This is a genomic window from Campylobacter fetus subsp. fetus (assembly GCF_900475935.1).
In the GTDB taxonomy this organism is placed as follows: Bacteria; Campylobacterota; Campylobacteria; order Campylobacterales; family Campylobacteraceae; genus Campylobacter; species Campylobacter fetus.
The window spans coordinates 980,883-999,355 of record NZ_LS483431.1; the positions used below are offsets into that span (position 1 = coordinate 980,883).

At 33.2% G+C, this 18,473-nt stretch carries 16 protein-coding genes and 1 pseudogene; 10 read left to right on the forward strand and 7 right to left on the reverse strand.

The features are described from left to right. Positions 1–3: 3 nt before the first annotated feature. From ispG to DQN38_RS04850, 3 genes are all read right to left on the reverse strand, one after another. Positions 4–1,074 (reverse strand): flavodoxin-dependent (E)-4-hydroxy-3-methylbut-2-enyl-diphosphate synthase, encoded by a 1,071-nt coding sequence (ispG, locus tag DQN38_RS04840; protein WP_065843802.1) that lies wholly within the window; start codon positions 1,072–1,074, stop codon positions 4–6. A gap of 131 nt (positions 1,075–1,205) precedes the next feature. After that, positions 1,206–1,871, reverse strand: coding sequence for a M48 family metallopeptidase (locus DQN38_RS04845; RefSeq protein ID WP_065843803.1), 666 nt, complete (start codon positions 1,869–1,871; stop codon positions 1,206–1,208). Then, positions 1,864–2,781, reverse strand: a complete 918-nt coding sequence (locus DQN38_RS04850; RefSeq protein WP_065843804.1) for a type I restriction enzyme endonuclease domain-containing protein — start codon at positions 2,779–2,781, stop codon at positions 1,864–1,866. The genes DQN38_RS04845 and DQN38_RS04850 overlap by 8 nt, the downstream gene beginning before the upstream one ends. A 160-nt stretch (positions 2,782–2,941) precedes the next feature. On the opposite strand from DQN38_RS04850, the gene DQN38_RS08920 reads away from it, so the two are divergent. The 3 genes from DQN38_RS08920 (at position 2,942) to DQN38_RS04865 (ending at position 8,391) form a co-directional block, all read left to right on the forward strand. Beyond that, entirely contained in the window at positions 2,942–4,285 is a 1,344-nt protein-coding gene (locus tag DQN38_RS08920) for a putative barnase/colicin E5 family endoribonuclease (RefSeq protein ID WP_065843805.1), read from the forward strand. Between the two features lie 96 nt (positions 4,286–4,381). Further along, complete coding sequence (locus DQN38_RS04860; RefSeq protein ID WP_158004952.1) at positions 4,382–5,098, forward strand: SU10 major capsid protein; 717 nt, start codon at positions 4,382–4,384, stop codon at positions 5,096–5,098. 44 nt (positions 5,099–5,142) lie between these two features. Beyond that, entirely contained in the window at positions 5,143–8,391 is a 3,249-nt protein-coding gene (locus DQN38_RS04865; protein ID WP_065843806.1) for a putative barnase/colicin E5 family endoribonuclease, read from the forward strand. A gap of 69 nt (positions 8,392–8,460) precedes the next feature. On the opposite strand, the gene DQN38_RS04870 is transcribed toward DQN38_RS04865, so the two are convergent. Then, positions 8,461–8,835, reverse strand: coding sequence for a group III truncated hemoglobin (locus DQN38_RS04870; protein ID WP_002849544.1), 375 nt, complete (start codon positions 8,833–8,835; stop codon positions 8,461–8,463). A 1,068-nt stretch (positions 8,836–9,903) separates the two neighbouring features. On the opposite strand from DQN38_RS04870, the gene DQN38_RS04875 reads away from it, so the two are divergent. Then, a complete protein-coding gene (locus DQN38_RS04875) occupies positions 9,904–10,293 on the forward strand; it encodes a cache domain-containing protein (protein WP_065843807.1) in 390 nt (129 codons plus the stop codon). A gap of 30 nt (positions 10,294–10,323) precedes the next feature. Here the strand turns inward: DQN38_RS04875 and DQN38_RS09135 are convergent, their stop codons facing one another. After that, positions 10,324–10,452, reverse strand: coding sequence for a hypothetical protein (locus tag DQN38_RS09135; RefSeq protein WP_259459117.1), 129 nt, complete (start codon positions 10,450–10,452; stop codon positions 10,324–10,326). Positions 10,453–10,631: 179 nt separating this feature from the next. Here DQN38_RS09135 and DQN38_RS09280 point away from each other — a divergent pair. Beyond that, positions 10,632–10,700 (forward strand): annotated as a pseudogene (locus tag DQN38_RS09280) (hypothetical protein); the annotation flags it as partial. A 144-nt stretch (positions 10,701–10,844) separates the two neighbouring features. Here the strand turns inward: DQN38_RS09280 and DQN38_RS04885 are convergent. Next, positions 10,845–13,403, reverse strand: a complete 2,559-nt coding sequence (locus DQN38_RS04885; RefSeq protein WP_065843808.1) for a bifunctional aconitate hydratase 2/2-methylisocitrate dehydratase — start codon at positions 13,401–13,403, stop codon at positions 10,845–10,847. Positions 13,404–13,551: 148 nt separating this feature from the next. Between DQN38_RS04885 and DQN38_RS04890 the strand changes: the two genes are divergently transcribed. Continuing rightward, positions 13,552–14,010: a methylated-DNA--[protein]-cysteine S-methyltransferase gene (locus tag DQN38_RS04890; RefSeq protein WP_042960094.1), complete on the forward strand. Its 459-nt coding sequence runs from the start codon at positions 13,552–13,554 to the stop codon at positions 14,008–14,010. Positions 14,011–14,076: 66 nt separating this feature from the next. Here the strand turns inward: DQN38_RS04890 and DQN38_RS04895 are convergent, their stop codons facing one another. Next, on the reverse strand, positions 14,077–15,093 hold the full coding sequence (locus tag DQN38_RS04895) for a bifunctional 3,4-dihydroxy-2-butanone 4-phosphate synthase/GTP cyclohydrolase II (RefSeq protein WP_002849550.1): 1,017 nt from the start codon (positions 15,091–15,093) through the stop codon (positions 14,077–14,079). 174 nt (positions 15,094–15,267) lie between these two features. On the opposite strand from DQN38_RS04895, the gene rplI reads away from it, so the two are divergent. The 4 genes from rplI to era are packed head-to-tail and all read left to right on the forward strand — an operon-like array spanning position 15,268 to position 18,438. After that, positions 15,268–15,711: a 50S ribosomal protein L9 gene (gene rplI / locus DQN38_RS04900; protein ID WP_002849551.1), complete on the forward strand. Its 444-nt coding sequence runs from the start codon at positions 15,268–15,270 to the stop codon at positions 15,709–15,711. Further along, positions 15,711–16,253, forward strand: coding sequence for an ATP-dependent protease subunit HslV (gene hslV / locus DQN38_RS04905; protein WP_002849553.1), 543 nt, complete (start codon positions 15,711–15,713; stop codon positions 16,251–16,253). The genes rplI and hslV overlap by 1 nt, the downstream gene beginning before the upstream one ends. Continuing rightward, on the forward strand, positions 16,250–17,572 hold the full coding sequence (gene hslU, locus DQN38_RS04910) for an ATP-dependent protease ATPase subunit HslU (protein ID WP_011732037.1): 1,323 nt from the start codon (positions 16,250–16,252) through the stop codon (positions 17,570–17,572). Before hslV ends, hslU begins: the two co-directional genes overlap by 4 nt. Beyond that, complete coding sequence (gene era, locus DQN38_RS04915) at positions 17,569–18,438, forward strand: GTPase Era (protein ID WP_011732038.1); 870 nt, start codon at positions 17,569–17,571, stop codon at positions 18,436–18,438. Before hslU ends, era begins: the two co-directional genes overlap by 4 nt. Positions 18,439–18,473 lie beyond the last annotated feature (35 nt).

Sequence of the window (18,473 nt, forward strand, 5' to 3'; positions counted from 1 at the left end):
ATCTCAGCCATTATTACTAGCCCTTTGCTTGATCTCATCATCTATTTCACTTAAAAATCTATCTACTAGCTCATGCTCTTTTAGTCTTGCTACGACTTCACCGTGCCTCATCACCAGTCCATTTCCTTTACCAAAAGCTATAGCAACATCAGCTCCTTTTGCTTCTCCTATCGCATTTACCACACATCCCATCACGCTTACATTTAAAGGTTCTTTTATATGCTTAGTTTTTTCTTCAACTATTTTTATAGCACTCACAAGATCACTTTGTAGTCTTCCACAAGTAGGACAAGATATGATATTTAATCCTGATTTTTGAAGTCCGGTATCTTGAAGTATGGCGCGAGCAACTTTTATCTCCTCTTCAAGCTCACCTGTTATACTAACTCTCATCGTATCGCCGATACCCTCGAGCAGCAAACCTCCTAGAGCGATAGCTGATTTTATAGTTGCATGAAAAGTAGTCCCTGCTTCAGTAACTCCGAGATGAAACGGATATGAAGTAAGTGGACGAAGCTCTCTATAAGCTTGCATGGTATTATACACGTCACTAGACTTTAAACTCACTGCGATATCGGTAAATTCAAGCTCTTCAAGTAATCCTATGTTATATAAAGCGCTTTGCACCATACCTTTTACGCTGCGTCCGTATTTATTTTCAAACTGCTCTTCAAGACTACCTGAGTTTACGCCTATTCTAATAGGAATATTTCGCTCTTTACATGCTTCCACGACAGCTTTTATCCTATCTTTTCCACCGATATTCCCAGGATTTATCCTAATAGCATCTACAAATTTAGAAACAGCCACAGCATAGCTATAATTAAAGTGTATATCAGCTACTATAGGCAACGGACTATCTTTTTTTACCTGTTCAAGACCAACAATATCTTCTTTGTTAAACACTGCGCAACGAACTATATCACAACCTGCAAAATAAAGCCTATTTATCTGCTCTAAGCACTCTTTCACATCTCTAGTTTTTGCAAATGTCATAGACTGAACACTGATAGGAGCATCGCCGCCTATCTTGACATTTCCGACTAAAATTTGTTTTGTAGGGTATCTTTGCATATTTTTCTTCCGTAAATTTGATACGCAAAGTGTAACTAAATTTGGATAAAAATATGATAAGTTTAAAACTCAAATCCGTTACTTGACAAATATTAAATTTAAAAATAAATAGCAACCGATTATGAATTAAATTATAAATTCGATTGCCCTAAAATCTCTTTTCGTTTTTCCCAGTCGCTCATATAAAGCGATAAATACTCATAAAATTTGCTTGAATGATCAGGATATATCAGATGAGTTAATTCATGAAATATAACATACTCGATGCAAATTTTAGGCTTTTTGATAAGCTCGATATTGAGATTTATATATGATTTATATGGATTGCAGCTCCCCCATCTTGTCTTCATTTGCCTTATCTTGATATCTTTTATATCACGCTTTACTATCTTGTTCCACTCTTGCAAAATGCTAAAAAAATGAAGCAAAGCCTTTTCATAGTACCACTCATATAACAAATTTTGCTTCTTGTTTAGGTCATTTTTGTTTTTGGTGCGAATTTCTAGATAGCCGCGTTGGAGTTTGACATTTTCGTCTTTTGAGCTAATGACTTTTAGCCTATAACTCTTACCTAAATATCTAAACTCCTCACCACTTACATACTCTTTTTGATTGGTTTGAAACGACGCGAAAAATTCTTTTTTTTGCTCTATCCATTTAGCTCTTTTTTTGATAATATACTCCGTATACTCATCACTTACAGCTTTTGGAGTAGTCAAAACAACTTCGCCTGTAGGCTTTACCTTTAATGTGATGTTTTTTACATCTTTTTTAACGATTAAAATATTTTCAAGCATAAAAGCCGATCCCGATACCTCTGATTGTTTGATAAATTATTTCTTTATTTTCGATAGAGATTCCGTACTCATCTTCTATATCCCATAGCATGTCTTCCATAGCGCTAGTAATGTCGTTTTCGACATCTTTATTTTTGATCCATTCTGGCTTTTTTGATGCTTTTTCATAGATTTCATCAAATTTGATAGTCAAATTTTTAATTATGAGCTTTGAGTCTGGGACTTCTATATCGCCTAAGATATCAACTAGATTATCATAAATCGCAAATATAGATTTTTTATTTTCAAATTCCTTTGGATATTTATCTATGTTTGGCTTTATCGCGCCGGTTATGAGATCTTTTAGCTGTTTTGCCTTGGCTAGTTTTTCTTCTTCGCTAAGTCTTTTTTCTTTGTATTTGCTGATCACGTCTTCGATCTGGTCTGAGATAGATTTGTAAAATGCAGGATTTGACTCCATCCTTTCTTGTATCACGGCACTTATAGCACTTAAGATCGTATCGGCTTTGGCGTTTTTACCCTCGACCCTCTGTACTTCTTCATCGAATTCTGTCTCAAAGATATTTACAAGCTTTGTTAGCTCATTTATGCCATTTGCATTGACAAAGGTATCTAGTAGTTTTTGCATTTGCGCTTCATATTTACCAAAATCGCAAGTCTCATGATATCTTAGCTGTGCCACTTGTCTTAGTTCATTATAAAATTTGATCTTGCTTTTATAAGTTTTTATCTCATCTTGACTTAGTATATCACTCACCTTTTCGCTACAAAGTGCCAGTTTAAAGGCTCTAGCAAGGTAAGATAGCCACTCTTTAAAATCATCTCTTTTTTGGATATCAGACAATACTTCTACATAGCTTTCAAGATCATCTTTAAATTTGACTTCACAAAACAGGATATCTAAACGCAATTAGAGGAATAGCATTTAAGTATATACCGTATTTTGGATACGATGCAGCCTTTAAATATCATTTAAGAGAAGCTGCTAAATATATAAAAATAAATGATGGCAGACTAAAAGGCTATATAAAACAAGCCGAGACAAATGGAGCAGATGCTAATACGATTAAATGGTTGTTGAGTTTAGTAATGATTTAAACCAAGTTTTAAAAAGCGATTTAAAGCCAAATTTAAATAATGACGTTTTAAAAGGCGATGGGTTTGCGACTTATCCAAATAGTGCTAAACAAACATACCCTTATAATGCTTTTATAGATATTGAAAAAGAACTAACTAATGAATTAAAACTACCACAAGCTCGCATTAGGGCTAGTTTGCAGTATCTTTATGACAAACATCCTGAAATGTTTAATAATAAAAGAGATGTGTATAAAACTATAAAAATGCTATTTGAGTTTCAAGATTACGCTGGAAATAGTTTAAAAGACCCAAATTTAGCATATATTGCTACTAAAACAAGCGATAAAAGAATGTCAGATATGACAATCAGTAGGGATAGTAACGGAATTATTCATTTGAATAAAGATAAAAAAATGAGCGAAACAGATAAAAAGATATTTGATGATAAGTCGGTGGTTGGGACGACCTATCCCCAACATAGTCAACAAGTAACCGGGTCGCAAATGAATACCAGCAAAGAGCATTTTTCACCTACTAATAGCGATATTATACCACAAAACACCAAACGAGACGGTAAATATCCAAGCTCACAAGTAAAAGCAAAGCCGATTAAAGAGTTTGGCACTAATTACGCAGAGTTTTACCACGACGGATCTAATGCTATCAAAAAGCTATTAGTAGAAAAACAAGGACAAGTAGCTGGAGCTTTTCAAAGAAAAGAGCTAGGCGATATTGATTTAGTTTGGGGAGAAGTAGATAAAAAACTAAACGGCTATGGACTTGCTAAGATAGAAGCTAAACATTTAAATGATTTTGCAAATTTTAACGGAGCAAATCCTACTGAAAAGATGATAAATGGTATAAGCGAAATAATAGAAAAAGGTAAAGTAGTATCTAAAAATGGTGTTGATACAATTATTTATAAGACTAATAATAGAATTTATGCAGTTGGTTTATCTAAAGGATGGATGGGTAAAGGGGATAATAGCTGGATTATTACTAGTTATGAAAAAAAGAATTTAAAAGAGACTGTTGTTGGCGATAGCAAGGCTATTTCTGCTAATGCTAAGTTTAATGAGATAAAGTCTCCTATCTCAACCAACAATGACATTATACCACAAAACTCTAAATTTGACAATACTCCAACATTTTTAAGCAAATACCCTAAATTTATAGATGACTTAAAATGGGATAAAGCGTTAAAGTTTAGTTCCCCTCCAAAAAGCAAAGAAGAGCTAAAGGCTAGACAAGCTTTTTTAAATTCATTTAAAATATTGAGCCCTAAAGAAAAAATAGATATAAAAATCTATCTTAGCAAAGATAAAAATCACTAAATTTAGTAAGAAAATTTATAAAGTCTATATTTAGGGTAGATTATAGACTGCTACATGTGCAAAAATAGCCTAATTTTATTAAAAAAGGATAAATAAATGGCTATAACAAGTACAGGTTTTGATGATAGAGTAACCGATAAACGTGTCGGGCTGAAATCGTCGGTATATGACAAGATAATCTTAATAGGCGCAGAAGAAACACCGCTTATGACCATGATAGGCACAAGTCCAGTTAGGGCTATAGAACATAGCTGGATAATAGACAGCATTTCAGAGCCTAAAAAGAATGCACAACTCGAGATAAGCGACTTTGTTGGTTCTGGTAAATCTACTAAGCAAAAACGTACAAACTCGGTTCAGATTTTTACCACTGAAGTAATGGTATCTGAAACTATGCAAAGCGTAGCAACGTATGGCGGTAAAGAGCTTGAACAAGAAGTAAGTAAGAAAGCAAAAGAGCATAAAAAAGATATTGAATATGCATTATTTGGCTTAGGTAGAGACGCAGACGTTAAAAAAAGCGTTTTTAAAAATCCAACTCTTAGAGATGAAACCACTGCTGGGGAAATGGCAGGAATATTTCATTACGTAGCTAAAAACTCAAGCGCATTTACTAGTGGAAAGCGCGGAAATGTTTTAGCGTTTGATGAAAGCGGCGACTGGAGCGGAACGGCTACAAAACTAACAGAAGAGAAGTTAAATCAAATTTTACAGCAAATTTGGGATAGCGGAGCTACTCCAAAAGACGTTTTTATAGGGGCAAAACTAAAATCTGCAATAAATGCTTTTGCAACCAGGTTATTAAATATCTAAGTGTTATTGAAAATGATAAAGGCGATATTGTCGGTATAACTGCTATGCCTATAAAAAATACTGATTTAAAAAATAAATTAAAGGGAAATATAATATTAGGTGGGGACACACTCTCTACACTAAGCACCCCACAAGTAGCTAAACAAGGTGTAGAAGCTATGAGTAGTATTATACCACAATCCACCAGCAAAAAGCAAGTCTTACAAAGCACTAAAGATAAAATAGAAAACAAGCAAAAGCTAAATTTAAAAGAGAAAAAAGCACTGGTTGAAGAAAAAAGAGCAGAGACAAAGGTTAAGAAAGAAGCTAAAGCAGAGCAAATCCTAAGAAGTGATAATGTAGAGTTTTTGGATGGGCTAAAAGATACATCCACAAATAAATTTTACGCAGAAGTCCAAAAGCAAGAAAAAGCCCTTCAAAATCAACAACAATATTTAAAAGATATTGATAGCTTCTTACAAGGCTTAACGCTTAAAAACAAAGAAAGGCAAATTCTCTTCACGCACGGATTTAGCAAAGACGAATTAATTATTGCAAGAGATAAAATAATAAAACAAATCGAAAAAGACAACAAAGAGTTAGCCCCATTTTTAGCTTTATTACGCAAAAAAGAAGCAAACGATAAAGCAACATCGCAGACGATTAAAGCGCAACAAGAACGCATTAATATGGGCAAATCAATGCTGAGTGGCTTTAAAGAAGTATATCAAGATGGCATTATAAGCGATGAGCAAATAGTTAAAACCAAAGGCGGGATTGTTAGCCTTTTTAATGACCCTATGGCTAATACTCCAGAAACAAGAAAATATCTTTTGGATAGCTCATTTAGAAATAGAATAGAAAAAGCTTACAACATATCCCCTATAAAAGAGTTTGGCACTAATTACGCAGAGTTTTACCACGACGGATCTAATGCTATCAAAAAGCTATTAGTAGAAAAACAAGGACAAGTAGCTGGAGCGTTTGAGAAAGATGGTTTAGGCGATATTGATTTAGTTTGGGGAAAATATGATACAAATACTGGTGATGGCTATGGACTAAGTAAGATTATCCAAAAACATAGTGATTTTAAAATAGAGTATTTGATAGATACTATAGAAAATGGCGTTATCGTGCAAGGCAAACATAATAGGATTAATATCGTTGGTAAAAAAGGAGTTATAATTTTAGAAAAAAATGGCTCAAACAATTGGGTATTTAATGGGTTTAGACAAGAAAGAACAAAGACAGCGTTAGAAAAACTCGGTAAAGTGCGCGGCGAGAATATTACAACTGTCCCGAGTGAAAAATCACTATCTCAGACAGAAACTAACGCTGATGACATTATATCCCAAAAAGCAGCAAAAAGCAATGAGCTAAGTTTAGCAGATAATATTGTGAGTTTGAGTAATAAAATAAATGATGATTTTAAACAAGTTTCTAAATATTTAAACGAATACATAGATGAGAAAATATCTATTAATAGGTCTATAAATAGAGATTTTGGAATTGATACAATGAGAGTAGAATACGTCGACCATAATGGCAACTACAAATTTAAAAATATTAAACGTATAGAGAGTATAAAAGATTTAGAAAAATTAATAAAACTTCGTATAAGAGGTGACCAGTTTAACGCAATAATATCTAATTCTAATGCTAAAAAAATAACAGATAATATCCTTGAAGACTTAAATCAATTAAAAGCGTTAAAAGCAAAACAAGCCGAATTAAACAAAGCCAATGCACAAGCTAACAAAGATTTAGAGATAAAACAAAAAAGAGAAAATGAGCTAAATTTATACTCTATCCCCGAAGTACTTCGCAATAATGAAAAATTAAGTGATGGATTAATAGCGCTTAAAAAGATGTTTGCTAAAGATTATTCTGATAAAGGTGCTTATAAATATAGCATAGCTAAAACTCACGGCATAGATGAAAATGGCTTTAAAAATATGCTTCAAGAAAATAGGCGAGGCTTAGAAAAAATATTAAATATCAACCCTATTAAAGAGTTTGGCACAAACTACGCAGAGTTTTACCACGACGGATCTAATGCTATCAAAAAGCTATTAGTAGAAAAACAAGGACAAGTAGCTGGAGCTTTTGAGAAAGATGGCAAAGATATAACTTTAGTTTGGGGAGAAGTCACTGATAAGGCAAAACATAATGGATATGGTTTATCTCATATCATAGATAAGCGAATGGCTCAATACATGGAGCAAGGGTTTAGCAAAGCAGCGGCGTATAATATGACTATTGATTTTATCAATAAAATACCAGACATAATACAAAATGGAAAATTATTAAATAAGAAAAACGAAGCTATTCAAATTTTAAGTAATGATGCTAAAATAGTTATAAAATCTAATTTTTACGGAGAGCCTACAGATAAATGGATAGTTACGGCTTATGAGAAATTAGAGAAAGACTTAGATATATCCGCTAAGCCTATTACCAAAGGCACGAATTCGCCTTTAAACTCTAATACCAACATTATACCACAAAACACTAAAGAAGTAAATCCAACTTCAAATAAAGTTTTTGCTAATGAGCATATCGGTGGTGGATTAGTAGGTGGTACGCTTAATGGCGTAGAAACTGATGAGAATGGAAATATCAGCTTTGATCCTGCTAAGTTTGCACTGGGATTTTTAGCTGGTGCTGGTGGAGTGGCTGGTATAAAAAGAGCAAATAAATTTCTAGCTGATAATCCACAATTCAAACAAGCCTTTAAAGATGAGCTAGCAAAAACTCTAAGCAACGGCTGGGAAAAAGCAAAAGCTAAAAATCCACTGCTTAAAACTCTTGATACAAACAGCTACATAGTGCCAAACGAAAAAGGTGTAAGCCCTGAAGATGTTATAAAAGCTAGCCAAAATTTGGCTAAAGATGACTATCACGGTATAAATTTAAAAGAGCAAAAGAGCATAAAGCCAGTGGCAGAAGCAAACTCTAAAATAACAGATACAAGTATCAAAGCTGGTGAGTTTGCTAAGCCAAAAGGTGATAGCACATATACTAAGGCGTGGGATAGCTATGAGAGACTAGTAGATAGAGGATTTGACAAATTAGAGGAGTTAGTCAAAAATACAGTCAAAAAAGGAGCTGATTTACCAGGCGGGGCAGTGAGCAAAATCCTAAATAACTTTCTTGATTTTGAATCTGGCGGAAAGGCTGTTGGGGAAGTGTTTCAAAACTACCGTGAGCTTACATATAAAAACTCTAGTTTATCATCAAAAATTTATAAAGGACTAAGTACGCTTAGTAATAAGAATATAAAATCATTATTTCATGCGCTGTTTTTGGAGTAAAAAGATGCATAAAAGCAAAATAATACTATAAATAACACTTAAGTTTTTATTATATAGGTTTAAATTTAATTAGTCATTATAAAGCATATGCATAAATCTATTTGCTATCATTTGAGCTTTTTGTAAAATGATAATTTTGTTTTCTTCATCATAAATCTCATCTAAACTATCTTCAAAAAGCCCTAGCCAGATGGTAAAAAACACCTTTGGAAAAGGCAGCAGCTCGAAATGCTTTTGCAAAGGATTGCCGTTATAAACGCCCGAGCCAAAAAGTATTCCTTTCCAAAAGTCGCTTATTTTTTGTTTATGAACTTCCCAATCCTCATCGCTCGTACCGATAACCGCATTAAATATGTCACCCAAATCTTTATCTACTCTGATCTTGTCATAAAAGCTATCCATAAGAGTCTCAATGTTTTGCTCATTTATCGTGTTATTTTTCATTTTTATCCTTTTAAATTTGAACGATTATAACAAATTTGAAACAGATAAAAGTTGTTTTATATCAAGAGTAAATTTTTGTATTCTGCGATTTGCTTAATAAAATAAAATGTAAAATCCACTAAAAATCCAAAGCGGAAATACTCTTAAAAAACAAATACACCATTCCAAATCATATTATAAATAGACGACTTTATCAGGTGATTTTGTGTAATAACTATTTTGAGCAAATAAGCATCATCTCGGCTTATTTTTATACCTTGAAAAATCTTTTCAAATACATATTTTATAAACGCCCTACCTATGAGCGAAATCGCCGCATTAAGCGAAAAAATAAGTAAATTAGTTGGCGTTGAAACAAAAAACTAAGTGATGGTATAGCCTTAATCGGTTATACCCTGCATTTTGGTTTTAATGAAATTTTATCAATGAGCTTAAATGAGTTTATTGATTATTTTGAGATAGCTAAAAGGATAAATGAGAGTTAATATTCTCTTGTAAAAAGATATTTAATCGCAGCCTTAAATCCAAAGAGTATTAAAAAATCCCAAAAGATACAAAACCTTTTTTTGGGGGTATGGCTTTTTTTGGTTGTCATTTGGCTACCTTTTATTTTTAAATTATTATAACATAAAAAAAGGAAAATTATGGCAAATCCTACTCTAACCTTTGGAGTTGATTTATCAGCAGTATCCTAAACATTATATAAATATATTTACTTTTTAAAATTTTACTAAATTTTATATATTGCTACTCTTTGTCTAAATTTGGATTTAAAAATACTTATGATAAAATAATAACTATTTAATCATAATAATAAAAGTGAATGACGACGTCAAATCAATTAAATAAACGACAATTATGGTAATTTTAAAAAATCCTCTTTTATAAGCAGCAGTATATCAAATAAAATAACACTTAGCGTAGCTGGTATATTTATAATTATTTTAACTGTTCTATCCTATATAAATTACAAAGATTCGCAAATTAAAATAATACATCTAGTCGAAAACGAAAGAAAAAAGATCGGTAGAAGGCAGTAAGCTAATACCGAAAAACAAGAGAAATAGATTGATTTCAAGTATAGAGCATCTATCTAATATTATAGAATCAGATAATCAAGACTATATGAATGAAAATATAGAATTTTTATTATCTACGATAGATAAAACTTCAAATTTGACACTTATATATATGGTATTAGATAATAACGGAATGATGTATAGCACAGGAGGTATAAAAGGACTTCTGGCTTCTACTTTTGACGCAAGAGAAAGAAAACGGTATACAAGTGCAAAAAATGCAAACAAACTCATAATAACCGAGCCTTACACAAACGCATATAATAATCTTGTATCTATAAGTGCGGTAAAACCTATCTATATAAAAGGTAAATTTATAGGCGTACTTGGTGCAGATATGGATAATGTAGCATTTAAGAGTCTAGTGAATTATTTATAAACAATGACTTAGACGCTAAATTTTTACAGATCAGACAAACTCAATTATAAAAAAAGCATCGGCCTTTAATATCATATCTATTATTATTTCATCACTGATAGTTTGGTTTGTTATAAAACTAAATTTCAAACCGTTAAATAAGATAGTATATCGTCTCAAAAACTTCTTTGACTTCTTAAACCATAAAAATGATAATCCTAAATACTCTTCAAGGCAAGATAGGATCCGATATAAATGTTATTCAAAAAACATTTGATGATTTTAAAAATCTTGATTTTACCTCTAATATACCTAATGCCAAAGGAGAGGTTGAAAAGGTTACTAATCTTTTAGGTAATGAGATAACTAATATACGCGATATAACAGATCAAACAAACTTACTAGCATTAAATGCTGCTATAGAAGCAGAGCCGGAGATCACGGTAGAGAAGCTAGCAATACATAGAGTTTAGAAACTATAGATAATGAAGTGGTTAGTGAAGTTAAAAGGAAGAAGTTTAACTAGGTTATAAATTCAAAAATCTATAAAAAGGGCAAAAATGCCCTTTTTATTAATAACACTCTAGCTTGAAGTTCGGTACTAGATTGAAATTTAAATATTTATAAATTTCATTTTCTTTTCCAGCAAGTTTTGCCGGAACTATCTTCATATATTCTTCTACACTTGGAAGTCTACCTAACATTGCGCAAACCGCCGCAAGTTCGGCAGAACCCAGATAAACTTGAGCTCCCATACCCATACGATTATCAAAATTTCTAGTAGAAGTTGAAAATACTATCGCATTATCAGCTACTCTAGCTTGATTACCCATACATAGTGAGCATCCAGGAACTTCGGTTCTAGCGCCTGCCGCGCCAAATAGCGAGTATTTGCCCTCTACTCTTAACTGTTTTTCATCCATCTTTGTAGGCGGTGCTATCCAAAGACGAGCAGGAACTTGTCCTTCGCCTTTTAGAACTTCTGCTAAGGCTCTGTAGTGACCGATGTTTGTCATACAACTACCTACGAAAACTTCATCTATATTTTTAGGGCGTTTTGGATCGGCTAAAATCTCGCTTAATGTAGCTACGTCATCTGGATCATTCGGGCAAGCAAGGATCGGCTCTGTGATATCATTCATATCTATCTCGATAACGGTATGATATTTCGCATCTTTATCAGCCTCTAAAAGAGTAGGATTTTCAAGCCATTTTTTCATCTTATCTCTTCTTCTAGCTAGTGTTTGCTCATCACCGTATCCGGCTTCTATCATCGCGTCTATCAAAGCTACGTTTGAATTTAAGTATTCGATGACTGGCTCTTTGTTTAGCGCTACAGCGCAAGCTGCGGCACTTCTTTCGGCACTTGCGTCGCTTAGCTCGAATGCTTGCTCTACTTTTAGATCAGGCAAGCCTTCTATTTCTAAAATTTTACCGGCAAATACGTTGATTTTACCTTTTTTCTCGACTGTTAAAAGACCTTTTTTGATAGCGTAGTACGGGATCGCATTTACAAGGTCTCTTAAAGTGATACCAGGTTGCATTTTACCTTTAAATCTTACTAAAACGGATTCTGGCATGTTTAGAGGCATTGAGCCAAGAACAGCCGCAAACGCAACCAAACCGCTACCGGCGGGAAAGCTTATACCGATAGGAAAGCGAGTATGAGAGTCGCCACCTGTTCCTACGGTGTCAGGTAAAACCATTCTATTTAGCCATGAGTGGATAACACCGTCACCAGGTTTCAAGCTGACGCCGCCACGACTCATCATAAAATCAGGTAAAGTTTTGTGCATCAAAGCATCTGTAGGTTTTGGGTAGGCTGCAGTATGGCAAAAACTTTGCAAAACGAAATCAGCAGAAAATCCGAGACTAGCGAGCTCTTTTATCTCATCTCTCGTCATCGGTCCGGTCGTATCTTGAGAGCCAACTGTTAAAGTCATAGGCTCTACGTACATTCCAGCTCTCACGCCATGCACTCCACACGCACGACCTACCATTTTTTGAGCTAAAGTATAACCTGAGTTGTCGTTATTTGCCGGTTGAGACGGTTTTATAAATATATCTTCATTTCCCAAACCAAGCTCGGCTCTAGCTTTAGAACAAAGGCTTCTAGCGATTATAAGTGGGATTCTGCCGCCCGCTTTTACTTCGTCTTTTAAGGTATTTGGCTCAAGTTTAAATGTTTTTACTACTTTAGAGTCTTTTACTATCTCACCTTTATATGGATAAATTTCGATCTTATCGCCCATTTCTAAGCCATCTACATTTACTACGATAGGTAAAGCGCCGCTATCTTCTGCAGTATTGAAGAAAATAGGAGCTATGATAGATCCAAGTATAATGCCGCCTGTTTTTTTATTTGGTATGCCATCTATCTCATGACCCAAATGCCACTGGATAGAATTTATACCGCTTTTTCTTGAACTTCCGGTTCCAACTACGTCGCCTACATATATAACTTCTAAGCCGCTCTTTTTAAGCTCGGCGATTTTTTCTAAACTGCCTGGTTGACGCTTAACTAACATAGCATTTGCATGAAGCGGTATGTCTGAGCGGCTAAATGCTTCACTTGCAGGACTTAAATCATCGGTGTTTGTCTCTCCTGCTACTTTAAAAACGACAGCTTCGATTTTTTCTGGTATATCTGCTCTAGCTTTGAACCATTGGGCGTTTGCCCAGCTCTCAAGAACTGATTTAGCGTATTTATTACCATCTTTTGCAAGTTTTGCAATATCATTAAAATAATCATGTACGAAAATAGTGTTTTTTAATACTTCAGCCGATGCTTTTTGAATGCTCTCGTCACTATTATGAAGGCTAGCTACAAGAACTATCACGCTATATCCGCCAAGCATAGGCTCAAGCATTTTTATAGCTGTAAATTTATCGATCAAATCACATTTTAAATCATGGTTTATAATCTCGTTTAAAAACTCGGCTTTTACTTTTGCAGCGTCATCTACCCCGGGATTTACACGATTTGCAAGCAAATCAACAAGTTCTTTAGTCGGACAGGTTTTTAACAATTCACAAACCTCTTTAGTCTGCTCCTTCGTAAGTGGAAGCGGTGGGATACCGAGTTTTGAACGCTCTTCTTTAGCTACACTATAATCATCAAAAAAGCCCATAATTTTTCCTTTAATAAAATTTTTAATATAATTCTATCATAATTAACAAAATGAAAAAAGAAAAATTAAACTTAAATTTGATATTTTATGATACTTTAAAGAAAAAGTAAATTTAAAATTTAAATTTAGTATAAAAAAGGATTAAATTTTGAAAATAGCATATATGAAAACTCCGGTTGGAAATTTAAAAATAAGCTGTCATGATGGAAAAATTATAAATATAGATTTCTGTGATGAATTTCTAGATTTAGAAGTAAATGACAAAAACTTAAGCCTTTGCATACACGAATTAGAGCTGTATTTTCAAGGAAAATTAATAAATTTTACAACTAAAATTAATATAGTAGGAAGCGAATTTGAACAAAAAGTATATAAAGCACTACTTGAAATTCCATATGGAAACACTGTAACTTATAAATATATAGCCGACAAAATCGACTCTCCAAAAGCAGCTCGAGCCGTAGGAAATGCGAATTCTAAAAACAAAATTCCTATTATAATTCCATGCCATAGAGTTGTAGGAGTATCAAATTTAGGCGGATATAGCGGTGGAAATGGGATTGAAACAAAGAAAATTTTACTAAATTTAGAAAAATCTTATTTATAGAATTTAGTTTATAAAAATAACTTTATAGTTTTGCCGTTTCTATACCACGACAAAACTATGAAAATATCAACTTCTATATCCAAGTATATTTAATCCAAAACCTTTTATAGCAACAAATTCTTTATACTCGCTTGAACTTAAAATTTCTATATCTTTAACACCAAAATATGCTACGATCTGAGCACCGACACCATAATTTTTAAATAAATTTGAATTACAATCCTCGCCATCAAGAAATATCAAAATTCCGCCTTCTTTATCTAAAATATTAAGGTGAGATATAAATTCCTTATATTTTGGAGAGCTAAGAAGCTCTATATCTGTTCTAATCTTATGAAATTTAACGTTTGTTTTATCTTTAATATCTCCAAACACAAATGCAATATGTTTATTTCCTAAATGATCACTAACATCGTATCTTAAAGCTTCAAAACCAGCTATAGAGCTCCGTTTCGCATCTTCTATATTTATGAGTTTTTCATGATGCAAACGGTATTCGATTATATCCGAAACACTCACCATATTTAATCCGAATTTAGAACAAAACTTCTCCAAGTCTACTCTTCTAGCCATAGTTCCATCATCATTTACAACTTCGCATATAACAGAAACCGGAGCAACTCCGGCTAATTTACACAGATCTATACTTCCTTCGGTATGTCCGGTTCTCTCCAAAACACCGCCTTTTTTAGCAATAAGAGGAAAAATATGTCCCGGACGCACAAAATCATCGGCTTTAGTATTATAATCAACTAGCATTTTTATAGTCATATCACGTTCATAAGCACTTACTCCAGTAGCCGCCTCTTTAGCATCGATGCTTACTGTAAAGGCTGTTTCATGACAACTAGTATTTGAACTTACCATTGGAGAAAGTTCAAATTTATCTGCTAATTCTCTAGTAACAGGAGTGCATAAAACACCTTTTGCATGAGTTATCATAAAATTTACTTTTTCTATATCGCTAAAACAAGCAGCGTAAACTATATCCCCTTCATTTTCACGATCCTCATCATCTACCATAACAATCATTTTGCCATTTTTTATATCATCAATAGCTTGCAAAACCCTATCAAAAGCCATATTTCCATACCTTTTTTAAAAAATTTTGTAAAATTATACATTGATATTTGAAATACTAAATTAATATTAATATTGTGTAAAAAAGTTTAAATTTAGCTTCCAAAATACTATTTTATGGTTATGTTAAATGTTTTATGTTAGAATGTACTTTAAATTTTAAATAAGGATTATGTTATGAAAGTATTGCTGATAAAAGATGTAAAAGGGCTTGGAAAAGCCGGGGAAGTAAAAGACGTAAAAGATGGTTATGGTAATAATTTTTTGATAGGAAAAGGTCTTGCAAAGTCTGCTACCGACGCTGTTTTAAAACAATACGAAGCAGCCAAAAAAAGAGCACAAGAAGAGATAAACTATGAAATCAACCAAAATGAAAAGCTCAAAGCCGAACTTGAAAATATAAAAATAATTATAAAAACAAAGCTAGGTGCAAACGGAGCTCTATTTGGCAGTATAACAAAAGACGAGATAGCAAACGCTCTAAAAGAGCAAAAAGGGTATGAAGTAGATAAGAAAGCGCTTGAGTGTGATCATATAAAAGCAACCGGAATTTATGACGTAGCGTTGAAACTAAAACATGGAATTTCGGCTAAATTTAAAGTTGAAGTAGCGGGTGAATAATGTTTCATGCTACAACTATTTTAGCTTATAAGGGCAACAAAGGCTCTATTATAGGTGGAGACGGCCAAGTAAGTTTTGGAAATACCGTTTTAAAAGGAAACGCAGTAAAAATCCGAAAGCTTTTAGGGGGTAAAATTTTAGCGGGTTTTGCGGGAAGTACCGCCGATGCGTTTAATCTATTTGATATGTTTGAGCGTATACTTGAAAGCACTAAAGGTGATCTTTTAAAAGCCGTTATCGAATTTAGTAAAGAGTGGAGAAAAGATAAAGTACTGCGTAAACTTGAAGCTATGATGCTAGTTCTTGATAGAGAACATATATTTTTACTAAGCGGTACGGGAGATGTAGTCGAGCCAGAAGACGGAAAAATAGCAGCAATAGGAAGCGGTGGAAATTACGCTTTAGCCGCAGCAAGAGCTCTTGATAAATTTGCTGATATAAATGAAGAAGAACTCGTAAAAGAGAGTCTTAAAATAGCAGGCGAAATTTGCATATACACAAATACAAATATAAAAACTTATGCTTTATGGGATGAAAAATGAATCTTACACCAAAAGAGATCGTAAAATTTTTAGATGATTATGTTATAGGACAAGATGACGCAAAAAGAGTTATCGCAGTAGCTCTTAGAAACCGTTATAGAAGAATGAAACTTGATAAAAGTATTCAAGAAGATATTATACCAAAGAATATCTTGATGATAGGCTCTACGGGAGTCGGTAAAACCGAGATCGCAAGGCGGCTCTCAAAGATGTTTGGTTTGCCATTTATCAAAGTAGAAGCTAGCAAATATACCGAAGTTGGCTTTGTGGGTAGAGATGTTGAATCTATGGTGCGAGATTTGGCTATGGCTAGTTTAAATTTAGTAAAAAAAGAGCAACGCGAAAAAAATTCAGATAGAATAAACGAGTATATAGAAAAAAAGATACTTGAAAAACTTCTTCCTCCTCTTCCAAAAGGTGCTAGTGAGGATAAATTAAGAGATTACGAATCTAGCTATTTGCGTATGAAAGACAAACTCCAAAAAGGCGAACTAGATCATTTAAATATCGAATTAGACATAGACCAATCTACTTTTGAAGCCGGTGGAAATTTGCCTCCAGATATGGCTGCTATGCAAGAAAGTTTTATCAAAGTCATAGGTATAGCAAATAAAAAAGTGAAAAAAGAATTTAAAGTAAAAGATGCTAGAGAAGCTCTAAAAAATGAAGCTAGCGAAAAAATTTTAGACATGGAAAGTATAAAAACAGAAGCTTTAAAAAGAGCCGAGAATGAAGGTATTATATTTATAGACGAGATAGATAAAGTAGCAGTTTCTAGCGGAAACTCAGGACGTCAAGATCCCAGCAAAGAAGGTGTTCAAAGAGATCTTTTACCTATAGTGGAAGGTTCGAACGTAAGTACTAAATTTGGAAATTTGAAAACAGATCACATCTTATTTATAGCTGCAGGAGCATTTCATATAAGTAAGCCAAGCGATCTTATACCAGAACTTCAAGGAAGATTTCCACTACGTGTAAATTTAGATAGCTTAGACGAAAAAGCACTTTATGAAATACTAACAAAACCTAAAAACTCACTTCTATCTCAGTACAAAGCGCTCTTAGGAGTTGAAGGAGTAGAACTCGAGTTTAGCGATGAAAGCATAAAAGAGATAGCAAAGGTTACTCAAAATACAAATCAAAAAGTAGAAGATATAGGAGCCAGAAGACTTCATACGGTCATTGAAAAGGTTCTTGAAGATATAAGTTTTGATGCAGATAGCTATAAAAATGAAAAAGTAACTATCACAAAAGAGTTAGTAGACAAAAAGCTTGGCGATATCTGTCAAAATGAAGATCTTGCGAAATATATACTATGAAAAGTGGATTTATAAGCCTTATAGGCAGGACAAATGCAGGCAAAAGTAGCCTGCTAAATTATCTCTTAAATGAAAAAATATCGATGGTCTCTCACAAGCAAAATGCTACTAGAAGAAAAATAAACGGTATCGTTATGCACAAAGATTCTCAAGCTATATTTATAGATACTCCAGGACTTCACGAAAGCAATAAAACCATGAATAAACTAATGGTAGAAGCCGCAATAAAATCTATAGGAGACTGTGATTTACTGCTTTTTGTAGCAAGCGTATTTGATAACATAGAAAACTATAAAAAGTTTTTAAATTTAAAAAAAGACGCTCCTCATCTCATAGCTATTACAAAAATAGATGAAGCTAGCGATAAAGAGATTTTCGCTAAATTAAACGAATATCAAATATACTCTGATGAATTTAAAGCCATCATACCTTTAAGCGTAAAAAAACAAGCATACAAAAATATACTTTTAGATGAAATTTACAAATATCTGCCAGAACACGAATATTTCTATGATCCTCAGTACTTGACTACTGCAAACGAACGTGAGATTTTTAGAGATTTTATACTTGAAGCTGTTTATGAATGCGTAAGCGATGAAGTGCCCTATTCTACAGACGTAAATGTAGATAAAGTAGTAGAAAAACAAAATATTACGGAAATTTATGCAACTATAATTACGGATAATGAGCATCATAAAGCTATATTAATAGGTAAAAACGGTCAAACAATTAAAAGAATAGGTATAAACGCTAGAAAAATTATTAATACTTTATTAAATAATAAGATATTCTTAAAAATCAACGTCAAAATAGATAAAAATTGGAATAGCAATGAATCAATTATTAAAAAAAACTTTTTGTATTGACTTTTTATTATTTTTATATTACAATGATAGCTTCA

Excerpts from the sequence above, each read along its gene's own strand:
- DQN38_RS04845 (WP_065843803.1), bottom strand. The coding sequence starts at position 1,871 with ATGCTTGAAAATATTTTAATCGTTAAAAAAGATGTAAAAAACATCACA.
- hslV (WP_002849553.1), top strand. The coding sequence starts at position 15,711 with ATGTTTCATGCTACAACTATTTTAGCTTATAAGGGCAACAAAGGCTCT.
- era (WP_011732038.1), top strand. The coding sequence starts at position 17,569 with ATGAAAAGTGGATTTATAAGCCTTATAGGCAGGACAAATGCAGGCAAA.
- rplI (WP_002849551.1), top strand. The coding sequence starts at position 15,268 with ATGAAAGTATTGCTGATAAAAGATGTAAAAGGGCTTGGAAAAGCCGGG.
- DQN38_RS08920 (WP_065843805.1), top strand. The coding sequence starts at position 2,942 with ATGGTTGTTGAGTTTAGTAATGATTTAAACCAAGTTTTAAAAAGCGAT.
- DQN38_RS04870 (WP_002849544.1), bottom strand. The coding sequence starts at position 8,835 with ATGAAAAATAACACGATAAATGAGCAAAACATTGAGACTCTTATGGAT.
- DQN38_RS04865 (WP_065843806.1), top strand. The coding sequence starts at position 5,143 with ATGCCTATAAAAAATACTGATTTAAAAAATAAATTAAAGGGAAATATA.
- DQN38_RS04885 (WP_065843808.1), bottom strand. The coding sequence starts at position 13,403 with ATGGGCTTTTTTGATGATTATAGTGTAGCTAAAGAAGAGCGTTCAAAA.
- hslU (WP_011732037.1), top strand. The coding sequence starts at position 16,250 with ATGAATCTTACACCAAAAGAGATCGTAAAATTTTTAGATGATTATGTT.
- ispG (WP_065843802.1), bottom strand. The coding sequence starts at position 1,074 with ATGCAAAGATACCCTACAAAACAAATTTTAGTCGGAAATGTCAAGATA.
- DQN38_RS04860 (WP_158004952.1), top strand. The coding sequence starts at position 4,382 with ATGGCTATAACAAGTACAGGTTTTGATGATAGAGTAACCGATAAACGT.
- DQN38_RS04895 (WP_002849550.1), bottom strand. The coding sequence starts at position 15,093 with ATGGCTTTTGATAGGGTTTTGCAAGCTATTGATGATATAAAAAATGGC.